Below are 19,592 nucleotides of genomic sequence, written 5' to 3'. Positions count from 1 at the left end.
CGGTTCCGTACGGCCTGAACGCTGCCGGCTCCTGTACGGCTCGGACCGCCACGGTCCCGTACGACGAGTGCGGGTCACCCCACCCCCACGAGCGACTCCGCCTCCGCCTCGCGCCGCGCCATCGCCCGCAGCGGCCCGTCGACCGCGGCCAGCTCGGCGTACGGACCCCGCTGCACCACCCGGCCCGCATCGAGCACGATCACCTCGTCGACCGCGTCCAGCCCGGCCAGCCGATGGGTGATGAGCAGCGTCGTACGGCCCTCCGTGGCAGCCAGCAGATCGGCGGTCAGCGCGTCGGCCGTCGCCAGGTCCAGGTGCTCGGCGGGCTCGTCCAGGACCAGGACCGGGAAGTCGGCCAGCAGCGCTCGGGCCAACGCCAGCCGCTGCCGCTGACCGCCGGACAGCCGGGCACCGTGCTCGCCCACGAGCGTGTCCAGCCCGTCGGGCAACCCCTCCACCCAGTCCAGCAACCGGGCCCTGGCCAGCGCCCCGCGCAGATCGGCCTCGCCCGCGTCCTTGCGGGCCAGCAGCAGGTTCTCGCGCACCGAACTGTCGAAGAGGTGCGCGTCCTGCGCACACAGTCCGACGAGCCGCCGTACGTCGTCACCGGCCACCGCGCAGGCGTCCGCGCCGGCGAGCGTGTACGAGCCCGCCTGTGGGTCGAGGAAGCGCAGCAGCACCTGGGCCAGCGTCGTCTTGCCGGCACCGGACGTCCCCACCACGGCGATCCGGCGCCCCTGCTCCAAGGTGAGGTCGAAACCGGCCAGGGCCTCGCGCCGCTGTCCCTCGTACCGTGCGGTCAGCTGCTTGAGCACCAGCGGGAACGGCGAGGCGGGCGCCTGCCGGGGCCGCTCCGGCTCACGTACCGGCTCCGGGGCGTCCAGGACCTCGTACACGCGCTCCGCGCTCCGCCGCACCCGCTGCCGGTACCGCACGGCGAGCGGCAGCCCCAGCACGGCCTCGAAGGCGGCCAGCGGGGTGAGGACGACCACCGCCATCGCCACGCCGCCGAGCCGGCCAGCCGACACCGCCTGGGCACCGAGCAGCGCACCGGCCGTGACGGTCAGGCCGGAGACCAGCGCCGTGAGCCCGTCGCCGAGCGCGGTGACGGCGGCGGAGCGCGAGGCGATGCGGGTGAGGGTGCCGTCGGCCCGCCGGGCCGCGTCCGTACGGGCGGGCAGCGCACCGGCGACGGCCAGTTCGGCGGTTCCGGTGAGCAGGTCGGTCACGCGGGTCGCGAGCACCGCTCGGGCGGGCGCCAGCCGCCGTTCGGCCCGCCGGGCCGCGGTCGCGGTCACCAGCGGGACGCCGACGCCGGCCGCCAGGAGGCCGACCGCCAGGGCGGCACCGGCCTCGGGCAGCAGCCAGGCCGTGAAGCCGACGGATGCTGCGGAGACGGCCACGGCTACGCCGGCGGGCAGCAGCCAGCGCAGCCAGTAGTCCTGCAGCGCGTCCACGTCCGCGACGAGCCGGGTGAGCAGATCCCCACGGCGGGTGGTCCGCAGTCCGGCGGGGGCGAGGCGTTCCAGGCGGCGGTAGACCGCGACCCGGGTGTCGGCCAGCATCCGCAGCACGGCGTCGTGCGACACCAGCCGTTCGGCGTACCGGAAGACCGCCCGCCCGATCCCGAAGGCCCGCGTCGCCGTCACCGCCACCATCAGATACAGCACCGGCGGCTGCTGCGAGGCCCGCGAGATGAGCCAGCCGGAGGTAGCCATCAACCCGACGGCACTGCCGACCGCCAGAGTGCCGAGGAGCAACGCGACACCGAGCCGCCCACGCCGGTCCCCGGCAAGCCCCCGAACCCGCCCCAACACCCCTCGCCCCCGTGGGTCCTGCCCCACCGCCTCCCTCTCCGACGGACCGACCCCGACCCCCTCGGGCCCACTTCCCTGACGCCCCACCCGAAGGCCCTCCGGCCCGCTTCCCAGCCGCCCGACCTCAGCCCCCTCCGGCCCACTCCCGAGCCGACCGACCTCGGCTGCTCCCCGGAGGCCATGTCCCGACCCGTCAACGCCGGCCCCTTCCGGCCCGCGTTCCAGCTGAGCGAGTCGGGTGGCGGGTGGGCGAGGGTGGGAGGTCAGGGGACGGAGCTCCCTGGTAGGCCGAGCATCCCCCCGGTGCCCCACCGACGACGCGCCCTCCAAGCGCACCACCCGGTCCGCCACCTCCAACAGCGCCGGCCGATGCACCACCAGCAGCACCGTGCGGCCCACCGCAAGCCGCCGCACCGCCGCCACAACCTCCGCCTCCGTCGCCCCGTCCAACGCCGCCGTCGGTTCGTCGAGCAACAGCACCGGCCGGTCCGCGAGAAACGCCCGCGCCAGGGCGAGCCGCTGCCGCTGCCCGGCCGACAGACCGGCCCCGTCCTCCCCGAGCACCGTGTCGGCGCCCTCGGGCAGCGCGTCCACGAATTCCAGCGCCCCCGCATCCCGCAGTGCCCGGCGTACGGCGCTCTCTTCCGCGTCGGGCCGGGCCAGCCGCACGTTGTCCGCGATGGTCCCGGCATACAGGTGCGGCCGCTGCGGCACCCACGCGATCCGCGACCGCCACTCCTCCAGGTCGAGGTCGGCGAGATCGGCTCCCCCGATCCGCACCCGCCCCTCGGTGGGCCGTACGAAGCCCAGCAGCACGTTCAGCAGCGTCGACTTGCCCACACCGCTCGGCCCGACCAGTGCCACGGTCTCACCGGGCTCGACGCTGAAGGACACATCGTCCACCGCATCCACGGAGCGGCCGGGGTAGCGCACGGTGACCCCTTCGAAGGCCACCGCGCCCGCGGGCACCGCACCGGTACCGGACGCCAGGACCGGCGTCTCCAGCACGGTGAAGATCTCCTCCGCCGCGGCAAGCCCTTCGGCCGCCGCGTGGTACTGCGCGCCAACCTGCCGCAGCGGCAGATAGGCCTCCGGCGCCAGGATCAGGATCACCAGGCCGATGGAGAGGTCCATGTCACCGTGGACGAGCCGCATGCCGATCGTCACGGCGACCAGCGCGACCGACAGCGTGGCGAGCAGTTCCAGCGCGAAGGAGGAGAGAAAGGCGATCCGCAGGGTGCGCAGGGTGGCCTGACGGTACTCACCGGTGATCCGGCGGATCGACTCGGCCTGCGCCTTGGCCCGGCCGAACACCTTCAGCGTGGGCAGGCCCGCGACGACATCCAGAAAATGGCCGGACAGCCGGGACAGCAAGCGCCACTGACCGTCCATTCTGGACTGGGTCGCCCAGCCGATCAGCATCATGAAGAGCGGGATGAGTGGCAGGGTGCCGATGATGATCCCCGCCGACACCCAGTCCTCGGTGACGATCCGCGCCAGCACCGCCACCGGAACGACCACCGCGAGCCCCAGTTGCGGGAGATACCGCGAGAAGTAGTCGTCCAGGGCGTCCACGCCACGCGTGGCCAGGGTGACCAGCGAACCGGTCCGCTGCCCGCTCAGCCATCCGGGGCCCAGCGCGGCCGCACGGTCGAGGAGCCGCCCCCGCAGCTCCGACTTCACCGCCGCGCTCGCCCGGTGCGCGGCGAGTTCGGTGAGCCATGCGACAACCGACCGGCCCACGGCCACGGAAGCCAACAACAGCAAGGGAGTGCGTAGTTCGGTGACCGACTGCCCCTGCTGGAACGCTCCGACGACGACCTCGGCGATGAGCATCGCCTGAGCGATGACAAGCCCGGCACCAACGGCACCCAGACCGACGACCGCCACGAGGAAGAGGCGGGTGGCGCGGGCGTACCGCAGTAGGCGTGGATCGATTGGTTTCACGTGAAACATGCCCTTCGGTCCAGAGGGTGTGTTTCACGTGAAACACACCCTCGGCGGACTCAGTGCGCGGCGCCGGCAGCAGCGTCAGGCGCGATGTGCTGCGTGCCGATCCGCTTGCGGAACACCCAGTAGGTCCAGCCCTGATAGAGCAGGACGATCGGCGTGGCGATCGCCGCGCACCAGGTCATGATCTTCAGGGTGTACGGGCTCGACGAGGCGTTGGTGACCGTCAGGCTCCAGTCCCCGTCGAGCGTGGACGGCATGACGTTCGGGAAGAGCGACAGGAAAAGCATCGCCACGGCGGCCACGACGGTGATGCCGGACAGGGCGAACGCCCATCCCTCGCGCCCGAGTTGGTTGGCCACGAGAGCGGCCACCAGGGCGGCGACCGCCACGATCAGGGCCACCAGGCTCTTGCCGTCACCACTGTCGGCCTGCGTCCACGCCAGGAAGGCGAGCGCCACGACGGCCGCGACGAGGCCGACCCAGCGGGCGAGCTTCCGTGCCCGGGCCCTGATGTCCCCGACGGTCTTGAGCGCGGTGAACACCGCTCCGTGGAAGGTGAACAGCGTGAGCGTCACCAGGCCGCCGAGCAGGGCATAGGGGTTGAGCAGGTCCCAGACGTTGCCGACGTACTCGAAGTGCTGGTCGATCTTCACGCCCCGCACGATGTTTCCGAAGGCCACGCCCCACAGGAACGCCGGGAGCAGCGAGGTCCAGAAGATCGCCGTCTCCCAGTTGCGCTGCCATTTCTCCTCCGGCCGCTTCGCCCGGTACTCGAAGGCGACACCCCGGACGATCAGGCAGACCAGGATGAGGAGCAGGGGCAGGTAGAAGCCGGAGAAGAGCGTGGCGTACCACTCGGGGAAGGCGGCGAAGGTCGCACCGCCCGCCGTGAGGAGCCACACCTCGTTGCCGTCCCAGACCGGCCCGATGGTGTTGATCAGCACCCGTCGCTCGGGCCGGTTGCGGGCCAGCAGCTTGGTGAGGATGCCGACCCCGAAGTCGAAGCCCTCCAGGAAGAAGTAGCCGGTCCACAGGACGGCGATCAGGACGAACCAGACGTCGTGAAGTTCCATGACTGTTCCCTCGGCCTAGTACGAGAAGGCCATCGGCTTGTCGGCGTCACGGGTGTCGCCGCCGATCTTCGTGGGCGGGTTGAGGTCGGCCTCGGTCAGCTCGGGCGGGCCGGCCTTGACGTACTTCGCGAGCAGCTTGACCTCGACCACGGCGAGGATCGCGTACAGCGCGGTGAAGACGATCAGCGAGGTGAGGACCTCTCCCTGCGAGACACCGGGGGAGACCGCGTCCTTGGTCTGCAGGACGCCGTAGACGGCCCACGGCTGGCGGCCCGTCTCGGTGAAGATCCAGCCCCAGGAGTTGGCGATCAGCGGGAAGGCCAGGGTCCAGACCGCGATGCGCCAGTACCAGGTGGTGAGCTTCGGACTGAGCGCCTTGTTCTTGAACAGCACCAGGTGCGGCACCTCGTCGTCCCCGACCCTCAGGGCTTGCGGCAGCATGAACTTCTTGCGGGTCAGCCAGAGTCCCGCCAGGCCGATCGCGAAGGAGGACATGCCGAAGCCGATCATCCAGCGGAAGCCCCAGAAGGCGACCGGGATGTTGGGGCGGTAGTCACCGGGCCCGAACTTCTGCTGCTCGGCCTTGTTCACGTCGTTGATGCCGGGCACGTACGAGGTGAAGTTGTCGTCGGCCAGGAAGGACAGCAGGCCCGGGATCTCGATGGCCACGGTGTTGTGGCCCTTCTCCACGTCGCCATAGGCGAAGATCGAGAACGGTGCCGGCTTCTGGCCGTCCCACAGCGCCTCGGCGGCCGCCATCTTCATCGGCTGCTGCTTGAACATCACCTTGCCGAGCACGTCACCGCTGACGGCGGTGAGCAGACCGGCGATGACCACGGTGACCAGGCCGAGCCGCAGGGAGGTCTTCATCTCCCGGATGTGCTTCTTGCGGGCCAGATGGTAGGCGGCGATGCCCACCATGAAGGCGCCGCCGGTCAGGAAGGCGGCCGAAAGGGTGTGGAAGGCCTGACTGAGCGCGGTGTTCTGGGTCAGCACGGCCCAGAAGTCCGTCAGCTCGGCACGCCCCTTCGCCTTGTCGATCTTGTAGCCGACCGGGTGCTGCATCCAGGAGTTGGCCGCGAGGATGAAGTAGGCCGACAGGATCGTGCCGATCGACACCATCCAGATGCAGGCCAGGTGGATCTTCTTCGGCAGCTTGTCCCAGCCGAAGATCCACAGGCCGATGAACGTGGACTCGAAGAAGAAGGCGATCAGGGCCTCGAAGGCGAGCGGGGCACCGAAGATGTCCCCGACGAAGCGCGAGTAGTCGGACCAGTTCATGCCGAACTGGAACTCCTGCACGATGCCCGTGACCACGCCCATCGCGATGTTGATCAGGAAGAGCTTGCCCCAGAACTTCGTCGCCCTGAGGTACTTCTCCTTCTCCGTACGCACCCAGGCCGTCTGCAGCCCGGCCGTGAGGGCGGCCAGGGAGATCGTCAGCGGGACGAACAGGAAGTGGTAGACGGTGGTGATGCCGAACTGCCAGCGCGCCAGTGTCTCCGGCGCCAGAGCCAGGTCCACGTCGTCACTCTCCTTACTACGCCGTGGTACAGCGGCGGTTTGTCCCCTTTGTTGCACGCATCGGGACCAATCGGGACGCGCTTGTGAACGCGTTCACATTCACAAGCCATTATGACGCACTGATTTTCGGTAATCGAAGGGGGGTCCCCCCTTCGCCTTCACGTCACACCCTCGGCAGCGACTTCAACACCTTGTTGAATGGCCCGCCATGCAGATACGCATCTCCTGGCCCGCGGGCACCATCACCGCGACCATCGACGCAGATCGGTGGCCTTCTGGACGGAGGGCGACGCGCTCGCCCTCCCCTACGGCCCCACTCCGATCTCACGAGGAGACGAGTGTCGCCTCGCGAGCCCGTGCAACATCCTCGGAAGCCTGGAAGGGGACGCCGTCGTCCTGGCGACCGTACGAGACGGCGACCCCATCCGTGTGGAACTGATCGACGAGTAGAGCTGCCGCCGGACTAGAAGTCCTTGCGGAACGCCTCCGCCACCTTCAGGAAGATGTCGTTCGCCTCGGTCTCCCCGACCGTCACCCGCACACCCTCGCCCGGGAACGGCCGGACCACCACACCGTGCCCCTCACAGGCCTGAGCGAACGCAACCGTACGCTCCCCCAGCCGCAGCCACACGAAGTTGGCCTGGGTCTCCGGCACCGTCCAGCCCTGGCTGCGCAGCGCGTCGACCACGCGCGTGCGCTCGCACACCAGCGAGCCGACCCGGCCCAGCAGCTCGTCCTCGGCCCGGAGCGAGGCGATCGCCGCTTCCTGTGCGAGCTGGCTCACCCCGAACGGCACCGCCGTCTTGCGCAGCGCCGCCGCCACCGGCTCATGGGCGATCGCGAAACCGACACGCAGCCCCGCCAGCCCGTACGCCTTGGAGAAGGTCCGCAGCACACAGACATTGGGCCGCTTCCGGTACAGCTCGACGCCGTCGGGTACCTCGGGGTCGCGGATGAACTCCCGGTAGGCCTCGTCCAGCACCACCAGCACATCAGCGGGCACCCGGTCGAGGAACCGTTCCAGCTCGGCCCGCCGCACCACCGTGCCGGTCGGGTTGTTGGGGTTGCAGACGAAGATCAACCGCGTTCGGTCGGTGATCGTGTCCGCCATCGCGTCCAGGTCGTGCACATCACCCGGCGAGAGCGGAACCTGCACGGACCTGGCGCCGCTGATCTGCGTGATGATCGGGTAGGCCTCGAAGGACCGCCAGGCGTAGATCACCTCGTCACCGGGGGCGCTGGTGGCCTGGATCAGCTGCTGCGCGACACCCACCGAGCCGGTGCCGGTGGCCAGGTGGGAGAGCGGGACGCCGAAGCGCTCCGACAGCTCGTCCATCAGCCCGCTGCAGGCCATGTCCGGGTAGCGGTTGAAGTTGCAGGCGGCCGCCGTCACGCTCTCCATCACGCCGGGCAGCGGCGGATACGGGTTCTCGTTGGAGGACAGCTTGTAGGCGACCGGCCCGCCGGCCGCGGCGGGCTTGCCCGGCTTGTAGGTGGGGATACCCTCCAGCTCGGCGCGCAGCTTGGGGCTCATCTCGCTCACCGCAGTCCTCCTCGCGACCACCGGCGGACCGTCGACGCCGCCGACTCGAATACTCCTCACCTTATGAGGATTCGGCGCCGCTGCGTACAGGTGCGGACGCAAGAGGAAAACCTGGTCCGTCCCACTGGCATCAAGGGCATCACCGTACGAAGGCGTACGTTTCGGGGGGCGCGCCGTACATATATCTATGCGCCGGTAGCTTGCGCCGTGGCGCGCATCCCTCGTGAAGGTGAGTTGAGACCTCTTCGAGACATCGGGCACTTGGCAGGTCCATACGCGTCGACAAGTCACGTCTTAGCATTGTAGCGCTCAACTGCCTTAGTTTCTAAGGCAGTTGATGCCCTACAACCATGCAGAAACGTGCCTGTCAACGCGTGCATATGCGTCCGCACTACCCCACCGCATGAGCCCTACTATCGGCTCGCCATGACAGCAGCAGGGAAGCACCAGGTGAGCCGCGCGGAAACCTCACGGCGAGGCAGCCGGCCGGGCCGGGCGGGCATCAGAGACGTGGCCGCCGCCGCCGGGGTCTCCATCACGACCGTCTCCGACGCCCTCAACGGCAAGGGCAGGCTCCCGGACGCCACCCGACGCCATGTCCGCGAGGTCGCCGACCGGCTGGGGTACCGCCCCTCGGCCGCCGCCCGCACCCTCCGTACCGGCAAGTCGGGTCTGATCGGCCTGACCGTGACGACGTACGGGGATGAACCTTTCACCTTCACGGAGTTCGCGTACTTCGCCGAGATGGCGCGGGCCGCCACCTCCGCCGCGCTCGCCCGCGGTTACGCCCTCGTCATCCTGCCCGCGACCTCCCGCCACGACGTGTGGTCGAACGTCGCGCTGGACGGCACGGTCGTCATCGACCCGTCCGACCAGGATCCGGTCGTCAGCGAACTCGTCCGTCAGGGTCTGCCGGTCGTCTCCGACGGCCGCCCGGCCGGCTCGCTCCCGGTCACCGCCTGGGTCGACAACGACCACGAGGCCGCCGTACTCGACATCCTCGACCATCTCGCCGACGCCGGCGCCCGCCGCATCGGCCTGCTCACCGGCACGACGACGGACACGTACACACACCTGTCGACCACCGCCTACCTGCGGTGGTGCGAGCGTGTCGGCCAGGACCCGGTCTACGAGGCCTACCCGGCGCACGACCCGTGCGCGGGCGCCGTCGCCGCCGACCGGCTGCTCGCCCGCCCCGACCGGCCCGACGCCGTCTACGGCCTGTTCGACCCGAACGGCACCGACCTGCTCGCCGCCGCCCGACGCTACGGGCTGCGCGTCCCCGACGACCTGCTGCTGGTGTGCTGCAGCGAGTCCACGGTGTACGCCAGCACCGAGCCGCCCATCACCACGCTCTCCCTGAAGCCGCGCCGCATCGGCACCGCCGTCGTCCAGCTGCTCATCGACGCCATCGAGGGCGTCGAGTCGGATCAGCCGGTCGAGCAGGTGATACCGACCGAGCTGATCGTGCGCACCTCCTCGCAGCGGCGCCCCCCGCGCACGACGGTCAGCCCGCCGCGGACACCGGACGAGAACTGACGCCCGAGAGGTAGCACCCCTTGGGGGGAACGCCCCGTTCGGGGTAATCCCGCGGGGGTGCTTCGGAGGCGAACCATCGTCCGGGGCCGGGGCCAGGCCGGGACATGGCCCGGCAAACGCCCCGCGGTCGGCCGACAGCCGAGCGAACACCTGCCCAAACGGGGCGAAAGCCGCGGCGGACCGGAGTCTTGTTCCGATTCAGCACCCCTGGGTCATCACACGGCGCGACGCGCATTCCTATGATGGGCCCACGACACCGCGGACCGCTGCGACCAGGCAGTCCGAAGCGGTGCAGATGCGGCGCGATGGTGGAGGGGTCTGATGACTCAGGGGGCCGGTCAGGGACCCGAGGTGGAGCGGACGGCGACGCTGCGCGACTTCCGGGTACCTGCGTACGTCCATGAGACCGGTCCGTACGACGGCAGCGTCCACCCGGGCGACACCGTCCCGCCCGTCGACGAGGCGTACCCCGAGGGCTACACGCCCACCCAGCGCGATCTGCCCGTCATCAACCGCGGCGACACCGTCCAGGTACCCGTCGAACCGGCCCCCGCCGCCCCGGCGCCGCAGTCGGCGACCGGACCCGGACCGCTGTACGTCGTCGGCGACGTCCACGGATACCTCGACGAACTGATGGCCGCCCTGCAGGAACAGGGACTGGTCGACACCTCGGGCCAGTGGTGCGCCGGCACCGCCCGGCTGTGGTTCCTCGGCGACTTCACCGACCGCGGCCCGGACGGCATCGGCGTCATCGACCTGGTGATGCGGCTGTCCGCCGAGGCGGCCGCGGCCGGCGGCTACTGCAAGGCCCTCATGGGCAACCACGAGCTGCTGCTGCTCGGCGCCAAACGGTTCGGCGACACCCCCGTCAACTCCGGCGCGGGCACCGCCACCTTCCAGGCGGCCTGGCTGCTCAACGGCGGCCAGAAGACCGACATGGACCGCCTCCAGGACCACCACCTGCAGTGGATGGCCCGCCTGGACGCCGTCGAGGAGGTCGACGGCTACCTGCTCATCCACTCCGACACCACCGCCTACCTCGACTACGGCGACTCGATCGAGGCGGTCAACGACACCGTCCGCGAGGCCCTGACCCGCAACGACGCCGACGAGGTCTGGGATCTGTTCCGCAAGTTCACCAAGCGCTTCTCCTTCCGCGACGAGGGCGGCGCCGACGCCGTACGTTCCCTCCTCGATACGTACGGCGGCACCCGGGTCGTTCACGGCCACAGCCCCATCCCCTACCTGCTGGGCGAGGTCGGCTCCGAGGACGGCGAGGAGAGCAGCGGCCCGGTCGTCGAGGGGCCGCACATCTACGCCGACGGACTCGCCATCGCCATGGACGGCGGAGTGACCATGGCCGGAAAGCTCCTGGTCCAGCAACTTCCTCTGGACAACTGACCGTTTCCGAGGGCCGGCGCGCCCCGCCGGAGTACACCCGGACCGGAACGCAATTTCCGGCAACCCCCTGTCACCGTGCACCGCCACGGCTCTACCATCGGCTTATCCGTAGCAGGCTCCCCTCCGTTTCTGCCCGACGGCTCGCCGGCGTGCGAGCCCCAAGCCCTACGGAGCATCGGGGGATGCACATGAACAGCGTTCCGCAGTACCTGCAGAGCGAGGACCGCCAGGAATTCGAGCGGCTCCTCGATGAGGCGCTGCGCTCCGCACCACACCGACCGGAACTGGCCGCTGTCGGACAGCGGCTCAACCCCGAACAACTGCGCACCATGGCGCTCAACGCCACCGCACTGATCGCCGCGGCCGCGGCGGCCGAGTACCAGCACTACGTGAAGGTCCGCGAAGAACTGCGCCACCCGGCGCTGTCCTCCCCTTCGACCACCGCCGACTCCGCCGCCACGGACCCGGCCACGGCCACGGCGGGCCTCGCCGCCGCCCTCGGTCAGGCCGCCGAGACCACCGGCGCGGGCGCCTTCGCGGTCATCGCCGTACTGGCTCCCGTCCTGTCCGGAACCGCGGCGGCCATCTTCCTGCTCGTCGGCTACATCCTGAAGATGCTCAACCCCGAGCAGTCCTTCGCCCGGACCATGCTCACCGCCGGCTGGGTGTTCGGCGCCGTGACCGCCGCGGCGGTCCTCGTCGCCGCCGTCGGGCTGCTGCTCACCGCACTGCGCAACAGCCATTCGGCTCAGGACCAGGCACGGGACGCGGCGCACGAGGAGCTGGCCAGGGCCAGAGAGGCCTGGCGCGACGCCGTTCTGGAGCGAGGCATCCTGCCGTTCCTGCGGGAGGCCCTCGCCGAGCCCGGTCCGGCGGCGCTGCACCGCACGACCCCGCCCGCCCCGACCGGCCGCACGCCGCGCCTGGGCTACGACCGCCCCGGCTTCAGCAGCCCCGACGACGGTGCCGCCTCCGGCCGCCCGAGCTTCACCAGCCCCGACTACACGAGCCCGGACTTCGGCGGCCCCGAACACCAGCCCGAGTGAGAGCACCTGCCCCGACCGGGTCCGTCGGCAGCGGCACCCGGTCGCGAGCGGCAGCGCTCGCTCACAGCCGCCGGACGGCCTGCGCTTCGACGCGCTCCACGGACGTGCGGCTGTAGGCGCGCACCAACGCGAGATGGAACAAGGCCGGTGCCAGCGGCGCCCAGCGGTGGACGCGGTCGTCCCGCAGCAGGTATTTGACCACCGCCGAGGGGCGGAAGGGCACGTAGTCGATCGTCTGGTGCTCCCAGCGGTCCGCCACGCCCCTGCTCATCCTCGCCTGGAGGTCCGTACTGCGCAGTTCCTTGAGCCTGGCGAAGTAGTGGCCGCTCCAGTGGCGTTTGTCGACGTCCAGGACGAAGGCCAGGAGCTCGAGGGTGTATTCGTGAGGCTCCAGGGCCAGTTCTTCCCGCATGCCCCGGCGGCACACCGCATGGAGGTCCGGTGCGCTCCTGCCCGACGAGTCGATGTGCCGGGACAGCCCCTCGTTCACCGAGGAGTTCCACACACCGGGCGCCATCCGCACCCGCTCGCTGCGACGGCTCACCACGAGCATGTCGTCGGCGGTGACCACGGCGATGTTGACGGCGAAGCTGCACTGCAGGAACGCCGGGGCCGTCAGGGGCTGTTCGGGATCAAGGTAGCGCGACCGGGGGGTCGTACCGTCCGGCAACCGGCGGTCGAGTTGCTGGGCCGCCAGGAAGGTGTAGTAGTCGGTCGGCCGCAGCCGCAGGTGCACCTCCGGGGTCTCGTCGAGCGCGGAGCGGGAGATGTCGAACGACTCCACCGCATAGCGCGGTCCGTTCCACAAGGGCGTGCGTCCCTCGGCGCGCAGCTGTTCGCTCTCGAGTGCTATCTCCTCCCGCCAGGGCTCCATGTCCGTCGGCAACCGCACTTCGTCGTCGAGTACGTGTACGAAGACCTTCTCCGGCGGGATCGGGGTCTCACCGTCACCCTCCACGATCAGCGCAGATGTGTGCAGAGGGCCCAGCGAGAACGTGCGCCAGGCCGGCCCGGACTCCTCCCGGCGGCCCAAGCTGCGCAGAGCACTGGCCGATCGCCTGCGCAGGCGGAACCACGCATCCTGTAAAGGCTGCTGGAACAGCACCGCGAACAGCATGCCGATGACGGCGCCGACCACTCCGTTGGCCACATCGATCCCACCCACACGGCAGACCCTATGGATCTTGCCGGTGCACGGACGCCATCGTGCTCCTTCCGTTACCGGCCTCCGGTCCCGAGGGGGACAGGCCTCCCGGCCTGCCCCCCTCGTCGCCTCTCAGTCGGCGATCGGCAGATACACCCGGTTGCCCGCTGCCGCGAACTCCTTGGACTTCTGGGCCATGCCCTCCTCGATCTCGGTCCGGCTGCCACCGTGTTCGCGGCGGATGTCCTGCGAGATCTTCATGCTGCAGAACTTCGGCCCGCACATGGAGCAGAAGTGGGCCGTCTTGGCAGGCTCCGCCGGAAGGGTCTCGTCGTGGAACTCCCGTGCCGTGTCCGGGTCCAGAGCGAGGTTGAACTGGTCCTCCCACCGGAACTCGAAGCGGGCGTCGGACAGCGCGTCGTCCCACTCCTGGGCGCCCGGGTGGCCCTTGGCGAGGTCGGCCGCGTGCGCGGCGATCTTGTAGGTGATGACGCCGGTCTTGACGTCGTCCCGGTTCGGCAGACCCAGGTGCTCCTTGGGCGTGACGTAGCAGAGCATCGCCGTACCCCACCAGGCGATCATCGCCGCGCCGATGCCGGAGGTGATGTGGTCGTACGCCGGTGCGACGTCGGTGGTCAGCGGGCCGAGCGTATAGAACGGAGCTTCATCGCAGATCTCCTGCTGAAGGTCGATGTTCTCCTTGATCTTGTGCATCGGGACGTGTCCCGGACCCTCGATCATGGTCTGTACGTCGAAACGCTTGGCGATCCGGTTGAGTTCCCCGAGGGTGCGCAACTCCGCGAACTGCGCCTCGTCGTTGGCGTCCGCGATCGAGCCCGGCCGCAGGCCGTCGCCCAGCGAGTACGTGACGTCGTAGGCGGCGAGGATCTCGCACAGCTCCTCGAAGTTCTCGTACAGGAACGATTCCTTGTGGTGTGCCAGGCACCACGCGGCCATGATCGAGCCGCCACGCGAGACGATGCCGGTCTTGCGGTTGGCCGTCAGCGGTACGTAGGCCAGACGCACACCGGCGTGGACGGTCATGTAGTCCACGCCCTGCTCGGCCTGCTCGATGACGGTGTCCTTGTAGATCTCCCAGGTCAGTTCCTCGGCCCTGCCGTCGACCTTCTCCAGCGCCTGGTAGAGGGGCACCGTGCCGATGGGCACGGGGGAGTTGCGCAGCACCCACTCGCGGGTGGTGTGGATGTTGCGGCCGGTGGAGAGGTCCATGACCGTGTCGGCGCCCCACCGGGTCGCCCAGGTCATCTTCTCGACCTCCTCCTCGATGGAGGACGTCACCGCGGAGTTGCCGATGTTGGCGTTCACCTTCACCAGGAACCGCTTACCGATGATCATCGGCTCGATCTCCGGGTGGTTGACGTTGGCCGGCAACACCGCCCGGCCCGCCGCGATCTCCTCACGGACCACTTCGGGTGACACGTTCTCCCGGATGGCCACGTACTCCATCTCCGGCGTGATCTCGCCCCGACGCGCGTACGCGAGCTGCGTCACCGCCGCGCCGCCGCGGCCCCGCCTCGGCTGGCGCGGGCGCCCGGGGAAGACCGCGTCCAGGTTCCGCAGGCCGCCGCGCGGCGCGGTGTGCTTGATCCCGTCGTCCTCGGGACGGACGGGACGGCCCGCGTACTCCTCGGTGTCGCCGCGGGCGATGATCCAGTTCTCCCGCAGCGGGGGCAGACCCCTGCGGACATCCGTATCGACGAGTGGATCGGTGTACGGGCCCGACGTGTCGTACAGCGTGACCGACTGCCCGTTGGTGAGGTGCACCTGACGGACCGGCACGCGCAGGTCGGGGCGCGAGCCCTCGACATACGCCTTGTGCCAGCCGATGGACTTCCCGGCCTCCTGGGACGTGTCGTCCTGGACGGAGGCAGGCGTGCGTGCGTCCTTGTTGGTCATGAGACCTACTCCCTACGCCGGCATTACCCGGTAACAGGTTCGGCGGTCGACGCAGCGGCTTCCGTCTGTCGACGTTCCCTGTGGAACATGGCTCGTTCCACGTGAAACATCGCGTATACGGAGGTCAGCGCCCTCTCAGCCCGGTGCTCCGAGCTCCCGCGTGTGCAAAGGTGCCTCCACGCTAGCGTCATTTGTGGCGCGGTGAACAGTGGGCCTCTGCCCTTCTTGCGATGATCGGGCGGTGACCAGGATGGAGCAGTACCCGTACCAGCCGCCCGAGCCGCGCCGCCGAGACGCCTCAGGACCGGGCGGCGGACCGGTGGCTGAACCCGCCCATGACGGCCGCGTGCCCGGCGCCGGGCACGGCCACGGCCACGGCTCCGGCGGGGGCGACGGACACGGACCGGGCCACGCGCACGGGCACAGTCACAGCCACGGACCCGCCGCGCCCGTCTCCCAGCACCTGCGCAAGGTCATCGCGGCGATCCTGGTCCCGTTCACCGCGGCGGTCCTGGTCGGTCTGGTCGTGCTCTGGCCTGGCGGAGCCCCTTCGCACAAGCCGACCGGCGTCGGCTTCGACCGGCAGACTCAGCAGGCCACGGTCACCAGGGTCGTCGAGGTCAGCTGCAAGTCGGTGAACGCCTCCGGCGGAACCCCGACCGGCGACACCTCCACCGCCGAGGGCAGTTCGGCGGTGCGAGAAGCGGGCGGCACCTGCAAGAAGGCGACCATCCGGGTCGACACCGGCAAGGACAAGGGCCGTACCTTCACCGAGATCGTGCAGCCGGACCAGTCACGGCAGTTGCACGAGGGCGAGAAGCTCGTCGTCGCCTATGAGCCCGCGGCACCCAAGGACCTGCAGTACTCGGTGACCGACGTGAACCGGAAGTTCCCCATGGCACTGCTCGCCGGGATCTTCGCGCTCGCCGTCGTCGTGGTGGGCCGGCTGCGCGGGGTCATGGCGCTGGTCGCGCTGGCCGTGAGCTTCCTGGTGCTCACGCTGTTCATCCTGCCCGCGATCCTCCAGGGATCGAATCCACTGCTGGTGGCCGTCGTCGGGTCGAGCGCGATCATGCTCATCGCGCTGTACGTGTGCCACGGGCTGTCGGCCCGTACATCGGTCGCGGTGCTCGGCACGCTGGTCTCCCTCCTGCTGATCGGCGTCCTCGGCTCGGAATTCATCGACTGGGCCGCCCTCACCGGAAACACGGACGACAACACCGGTCTGATCCATGGCCTGTATCCGTCGATCGACATGAGCGGTCTACTGCTGGCTGGTGTCATCATCGGTTCGCTCGGTGTGCTGGACGACGTGACGGTGACGCAGACGTCGGCCGTCTGGGAGTTGCACGAGGCCAATCCGTCGATGGGCTGGCGCGGGCTGTACCGGGCGGGCATTCGCATCGGCCGCGACCACATCGCGTCCGTCGTCAACACGCTCGTCCTCGCCTACGCCGGTGCCGCGCTGCCGTTGCTGCTGCTGTTCTCGATCGCGCAGAGCAGCGTGGGGACCGTGGCCAACAGTGAACTGGTGGCCGAGGAGATCGTGCGCACGCTGGTGGGATCGATCGGCCTGGTCGCCTCGGTCCCGGTCACCACCGCGCTCGCCGCGCTGGTGGTGTCGGCCGACCGGTCCGGACCGGCCGCCCCTGCACCCACCGCGGAACAGCGGCCTCCAGCCCGCGCCGGCCGGGGCCGCCGCCGCAAGCGGTGAACTGGGCACGGCCGACCGTGCAAGGCAGACGGTGTCACGCACACCGTGTACGGCCGACGGTGCCAGCCCCCTGCAGAAGCGTTCCTGCACACGCCCACACGTGCATGGCGGAGAGCGCCTGGTGCCCTTGCCGTAACGCCTCAGCCGGCGCTCTGTTCCTCAGCCAGGATGCGGTCCAGGGCCTCGTCGAGATGGGCATCGAAATCCGCCAGAGCACCCTCCTGGCCGAGCGGCACGAGCTTGTCCGTCCGGTCGAGGAAAGCCACGAGGGGCGGGGTGGACGAACGGAACAGGGCCTGGTCGCCACCGACCTGAAGTCGGATCAGCACCTCGCCCAGCACCTCGGCATCGGCGGGTGCGATGTGCACGTCCCCCTCCCCGCACGGCCGGCCGACCCCGTCGATCAGCAATTCCCGCCCGAAGGCCCACGTCACCGGGGCGTCGCCGGGCAGATGGAAGGTGAGTCGCACCGCATAGGGATCACAGGTCTCGTAGCGCAACTCCACCGGAATGCGGAAGGAGAGCTCCTCCGACACGAGAAAGCTCATCATGACTTCTGCCTGTACGGACTCGCGCATCGTCTACCCCGTCATATGACATCGACTGGCCGGGATTGATCCCTCTGACCGGGTCAAATCTTGCTGAAAGTACTCGAGAGATCACAAGGAGTAGTTTTTCAGATACTGATAGAGAGGGTGAGAGACCCGAGGTGGCGCCCGATCTCCGCCTGCAACCGGTGGGCCGCGGGCAGCAGGCGATCGGCGTGGCGGGCGGGCAGGGAGATGGCCATGGTGGCCGCGGTGGTGCCGACCGTGATGGGAACCGCAGCGCAGACTGTGCCGAGCGCGTACTCCTGACGCTCCACGACCGCCTCCATGCGCCGCGTCCGGGCCAGCCGTCGCAGCAGCGCATCGTTGTCCCGCACGGTGTACGGCGTGATGGCCTGCACCGGGTAACGGGTGAGATGGTCGCGTCGGGCGTCCTCGTCCAGCTGGGAGAGCAGGCACTGCCCGATCGCGTGCGCGTGACCGGTCTCGCGGAAGTCGGCCCATTCCTCGACCGCGGGGGCCTCCGGGGAGTCGGAGACGCACATGACCTCGATCTGGCCGTCCCGGTACATCGCGTAGTACACCGGCACACCGATGGAATCGCGCCAGTGCGCGAGCGTGTCAGCCACCGTGCTGCGACGTTTCTGCTGTGCTCCGCTGCTACTCAGCCGCTCCACCGCGTCACCGAGGAAGAACAGCCCCTTCTCCCGGCGCAGATATCCCTCGTGGACCAGGGTGCGCAGCAGGTGGTACGTCGTGGGCAGGGCGAGGCCGGTCTCGCGGGCGAGTTGCTTGGCGGGGGCGCCGTAGGCGTGCGCGGCGACGGTTTCCAGCAGTCGCATGGCTCGCTGTACGGACCCGATCAGGGTCGCCGCGGCCGGTGATCCGTGAGTGTGCCTGGAGGCCGGTTGCGCTGCGACGCCCGCCGGCAGCGGATGGCCTGGGTGGTCCGCGGCCTGCGGTTGCCCGGGGACGACCGCGGTGGGTGGCCGCTGGACGGGGGGCGGGCAGGAGCGCGGTGAGGTAGGGGGTGCGTGGGGTTCTGCCGGTGCGGTGTCAACCGTGGCCAAGGGTCACTCCCGAAGCGCGAGGGGGCAGCCCGTGCGGAGGTAGAGCACGGATGGGGGTCTGCGCCACCACGGATTTCGTGGGGAGTTCCGGACTCTAATCGTCAGCCACCGCGCGCAGGCGGTCTCACGGGGAAACTTCCCTCCCCCGAGGGAACCGGTTCACCTCACCGTTCACCGGTCGCCGGTCCCCGCCTCCTCACCAGTCGCCGCGCGTGGAGGAGTTCGTCATGAACTTGCGCACCAGGTAGATCAGACCGCCGACCAGGGCGACGAAGATCAGCGCCTTGAACAGCAGGTTGATCACGAATCCGACCACGGTCACTATCAGGCCGCCGAACACGACCAGGGCGGTGATCGGCACCGCGACCCACTTCACCCACCACGGCAGCCCCGCGAAGATCTCTCGCATCGCCCTCGTCCTTTGCGTTCTCGTGCGTTGTCGATGTTCTGCACTCGATGCTAGGGCCGCCAAGGGGGCCGTGGGGGTCGCGTATCCCTTGTCGTCCCCTGACGCGTCCCCTAGGGAACCCCGGGTCCGGGCTCACGCCTCGGGCGGAGAGAACACGACGAGCACCCTCAGGTCCTCGCTGATGTGGTGGAACTTGTGCGCGACCCCGGCGGGCACGTACACGACGCTGCCCCGCGCCACCTCGGTCGTCTCCAGACCGACCGTGATCGACGCCCGTCCGCTGACGACGAAGTACACCTCGTCCTGATTGTGTGGCTTCTGTGGGTCGTGCTCGCCCGCGTTGAGGGCGTACAGGCCGACCGACATGTTCCGCTCCCGCAGGAACTGCAGGTAGGCACCCTCGTTGGCGGCGCGCTCCGCCTCCAGTTCGTCCAGCCGGAATGCCTTCATCGCCGCTGCCGCCCTCGCCTCACTGCCCGCTTCCCTTCCGGTCTGCCACGATCAGATACATGAAGAATTTCGTAGTCAAGACGATCGCCAACGCGGGCGCCCTCGCGGTCGCCGTGTGGCTGCTCGACAAGATCACCCTGACCGGTGACAGCACGGCCAAGAAGGCCGGCACGCTGATCGTCGTAGCGCTGATCTTCGGCCTGGTGAACTGGCTGGTCAAGCCGGTCCTGAAGGTACTCACCTTCCCGCTGTTCATCCTGACCCTGGGGCTGATCACCCTGGTGGTGAACGCGCTGATGCTGCTGTTGACCTCCTGGGTGTGCGGCAAGCTCGACCTGAGCTTCCACGTGGAGGGCTTCTGGACGGCCGTCCTGGGCGGTCTGATCGTCTCCGTCGTCTCCTGGGCGCTGCACGTCGTCCTGCCCGACGAGGACTGAACGCGCC

The 19,592-nt window shown here is 69.5% G+C and carries 15 protein-coding genes, 1 pseudogene and 1 riboswitch; of the genes and pseudogenes, 6 read left to right on the top strand and 10 right to left on the bottom strand.

Annotated elements, in window-relative coordinates; all coding sequences use genetic code 11:
* Positions 1–74: 74 nt before the first annotated feature.
* From cydD to ACGFRF_RS15565, 3 genes are read right to left on the bottom strand one after another with little or no spacing between them, the layout of a single operon-like run.
* On the bottom strand, positions 75–3,764 hold the full coding sequence (gene cydD / locus ACGFRF_RS15575; RefSeq protein WP_393740023.1) for a thiol reductant ABC exporter subunit CydD: 3,690 nt from the start codon (positions 3,762–3,764) through the stop codon (positions 75–77).
* 59 nt (positions 3,765–3,823) lie between these two features.
* Positions 3,824–4,843 carry a cytochrome d ubiquinol oxidase subunit II gene (cydB, locus tag ACGFRF_RS15570; RefSeq protein WP_393740021.1) on the bottom strand — a complete coding sequence of 340 codons (1,020 nt, stop codon included), beginning with the start codon at positions 4,841–4,843 and terminating at the stop codon, positions 3,824–3,826.
* A 15-nt stretch (positions 4,844–4,858) separates the two neighbouring features.
* Positions 4,859–6,367, bottom strand: coding sequence for a cytochrome ubiquinol oxidase subunit I (locus ACGFRF_RS15565; protein WP_393740019.1), 1,509 nt, complete (start codon positions 6,365–6,367; stop codon positions 4,859–4,861).
* A 264-nt stretch (positions 6,368–6,631) separates the two neighbouring features.
* Between ACGFRF_RS15565 and ACGFRF_RS15560 the strand changes: the two are divergent.
* A pseudogene (locus tag ACGFRF_RS15560) lies at positions 6,632–6,817 on the top strand (cyclophilin-like family protein); the annotation flags it as partial.
* 13 nt (positions 6,818–6,830) lie between these two features.
* On the opposite strand, the gene hisC reads toward ACGFRF_RS15560, so the two are convergent.
* The gene (hisC, locus tag ACGFRF_RS15555; protein WP_393740018.1) at positions 6,831–7,910 is read right to left on the bottom strand and encodes a histidinol-phosphate transaminase; all 1,080 of its coding nucleotides are present in this window, start codon (positions 7,908–7,910) and stop codon (positions 6,831–6,833) included.
* Positions 7,911–8,336: 426 nt separating this feature from the next.
* On the opposite strand from hisC, the gene ACGFRF_RS15550 reads away from it, so the two are divergent.
* From ACGFRF_RS15550 to ACGFRF_RS15540, 3 genes are all read left to right on the top strand, one after another.
* The gene (locus tag ACGFRF_RS15550; protein WP_393740016.1) at positions 8,337–9,449 is read left to right on the top strand and encodes a LacI family DNA-binding transcriptional regulator; all 1,113 of its coding nucleotides are present in this window, start codon (positions 8,337–8,339) and stop codon (positions 9,447–9,449) included.
* A gap of 321 nt (positions 9,450–9,770) precedes the next feature.
* Positions 9,771–10,850, top strand: coding sequence for a metallophosphoesterase (locus tag ACGFRF_RS15545; RefSeq protein ID WP_393740014.1), 1,080 nt, complete (start codon positions 9,771–9,773; stop codon positions 10,848–10,850).
* 182 nt (positions 10,851–11,032) lie between these two features.
* A complete protein-coding gene (locus tag ACGFRF_RS15540) occupies positions 11,033–11,896 on the top strand; it encodes a hypothetical protein (RefSeq protein ID WP_393740012.1) in 864 nt (287 codons plus the stop codon).
* A 61-nt stretch (positions 11,897–11,957) separates the two neighbouring features.
* Here ACGFRF_RS15540 and ACGFRF_RS15535 read toward each other — a convergent pair whose 3' ends face one another.
* Together ACGFRF_RS15535 and thiC are read right to left on the bottom strand one after the other, a co-directional pair.
* Positions 11,958–13,061, bottom strand: a complete 1,104-nt coding sequence (locus ACGFRF_RS15535) for a hypothetical protein (RefSeq protein ID WP_393740011.1) — start codon at positions 13,059–13,061, stop codon at positions 11,958–11,960.
* 111 nt (positions 13,062–13,172) lie between these two features.
* Positions 13,173–14,957 (bottom strand): phosphomethylpyrimidine synthase ThiC, encoded by a 1,785-nt coding sequence (gene thiC / locus ACGFRF_RS15530; RefSeq protein ID WP_393740009.1) that lies wholly within the window; start codon positions 14,955–14,957, stop codon positions 13,173–13,175.
* A riboswitch (TPP riboswitch) is annotated at positions 14,950–15,127 on the bottom strand. It overlaps the preceding gene by 8 nt.
* Before the next feature lie 80 nt (positions 15,128–15,207).
* Here thiC and ACGFRF_RS15525 point away from each other — a divergent pair.
* On the top strand, positions 15,208–16,671 hold the full coding sequence (locus ACGFRF_RS15525) for a YibE/F family protein (protein ID WP_393740157.1): 1,464 nt from the start codon (positions 15,208–15,210) through the stop codon (positions 16,669–16,671).
* Between the two features lie 140 nt (positions 16,672–16,811).
* Here the strand turns inward: ACGFRF_RS15525 and ACGFRF_RS15520 are convergent, their stop codons facing one another.
* The 4 genes from ACGFRF_RS15520 to ACGFRF_RS15505 all read right to left on the bottom strand — a co-directional run bounded on the left by ACGFRF_RS15520 (position 16,812) and on the right by ACGFRF_RS15505 (position 19,148).
* On the bottom strand, positions 16,812–17,249 hold the full coding sequence (locus tag ACGFRF_RS15520; protein WP_393740007.1) for an SsgA family sporulation/cell division regulator: 438 nt from the start codon (positions 17,247–17,249) through the stop codon (positions 16,812–16,814).
* Positions 17,250–17,347: 98 nt separating this feature from the next.
* The gene (locus ACGFRF_RS15515) at positions 17,348–18,085 is read right to left on the bottom strand and encodes an IclR family transcriptional regulator (protein ID WP_393740155.1); all 738 of its coding nucleotides are present in this window, start codon (positions 18,083–18,085) and stop codon (positions 17,348–17,350) included.
* A gap of 400 nt (positions 18,086–18,485) precedes the next feature.
* Positions 18,486–18,698, bottom strand: a complete 213-nt coding sequence (locus tag ACGFRF_RS15510; protein WP_393740005.1) for a DUF5326 family protein — start codon at positions 18,696–18,698, stop codon at positions 18,486–18,488.
* 132 nt (positions 18,699–18,830) lie between these two features.
* Complete coding sequence (locus ACGFRF_RS15505) at positions 18,831–19,148, bottom strand: cupin domain-containing protein (RefSeq protein ID WP_023548672.1); 318 nt, start codon at positions 19,146–19,148, stop codon at positions 18,831–18,833.
* Positions 19,149–19,207: 59 nt separating this feature from the next.
* On the opposite strand from ACGFRF_RS15505, the gene ACGFRF_RS15500 reads away from it, so the two are divergent.
* A complete protein-coding gene (locus ACGFRF_RS15500; protein ID WP_393740003.1) occupies positions 19,208–19,585 on the top strand; it encodes a phage holin family protein in 378 nt (125 codons plus the stop codon).
* Positions 19,586–19,592 lie beyond the last annotated feature (7 nt).

Source organism: Streptomyces sp. NPDC048521, assembly GCF_043199855.1.
Lineage (GTDB): Bacteria > Actinomycetota > Actinomycetes > Streptomycetales > Streptomycetaceae > Streptomyces.
This window is presented reverse-complemented; position numbering and strand designations above follow the sequence as displayed.

Bases quoted from the DNA above. Each gene is read 5' to 3' on its own strand.
- cydB (WP_393740021.1), bottom strand. From the start codon at position 4,843: ATGGAACTTCACGACGTCTGGTTCGTCCTGATCGCCGTCCTGTGGACC.
- ACGFRF_RS15550 (WP_393740016.1), top strand. From the start codon at position 8,337: ATGACAGCAGCAGGGAAGCACCAGGTGAGCCGCGCGGAAACCTCACGG.
- ACGFRF_RS15545 (WP_393740014.1), top strand. From the start codon at position 9,771: ATGACTCAGGGGGCCGGTCAGGGACCCGAGGTGGAGCGGACGGCGACG.
- ACGFRF_RS15540 (WP_393740012.1), top strand. From the start codon at position 11,033: ATGCACATGAACAGCGTTCCGCAGTACCTGCAGAGCGAGGACCGCCAG.
- thiC (WP_393740009.1), bottom strand. From the start codon at position 14,957: ATGACCAACAAGGACGCACGCACGCCTGCCTCCGTCCAGGACGACACG.
- ACGFRF_RS15525 (WP_393740157.1), top strand. From the start codon at position 15,208: ATGGAGCAGTACCCGTACCAGCCGCCCGAGCCGCGCCGCCGAGACGCC.
- ACGFRF_RS15520 (WP_393740007.1), bottom strand. From the start codon at position 17,249: ATGCGCGAGTCCGTACAGGCAGAAGTCATGATGAGCTTTCTCGTGTCG.
- ACGFRF_RS15510 (WP_393740005.1), bottom strand. From the start codon at position 18,698: ATGCGAGAGATCTTCGCGGGGCTGCCGTGGTGGGTGAAGTGGGTCGCG.
- ACGFRF_RS15505 (WP_023548672.1), bottom strand. From the start codon at position 19,148: ATGAAGGCATTCCGGCTGGACGAACTGGAGGCGGAGCGCGCCGCCAAC.
- ACGFRF_RS15500 (WP_393740003.1), top strand. From the start codon at position 19,208: ATGAAGAATTTCGTAGTCAAGACGATCGCCAACGCGGGCGCCCTCGCG.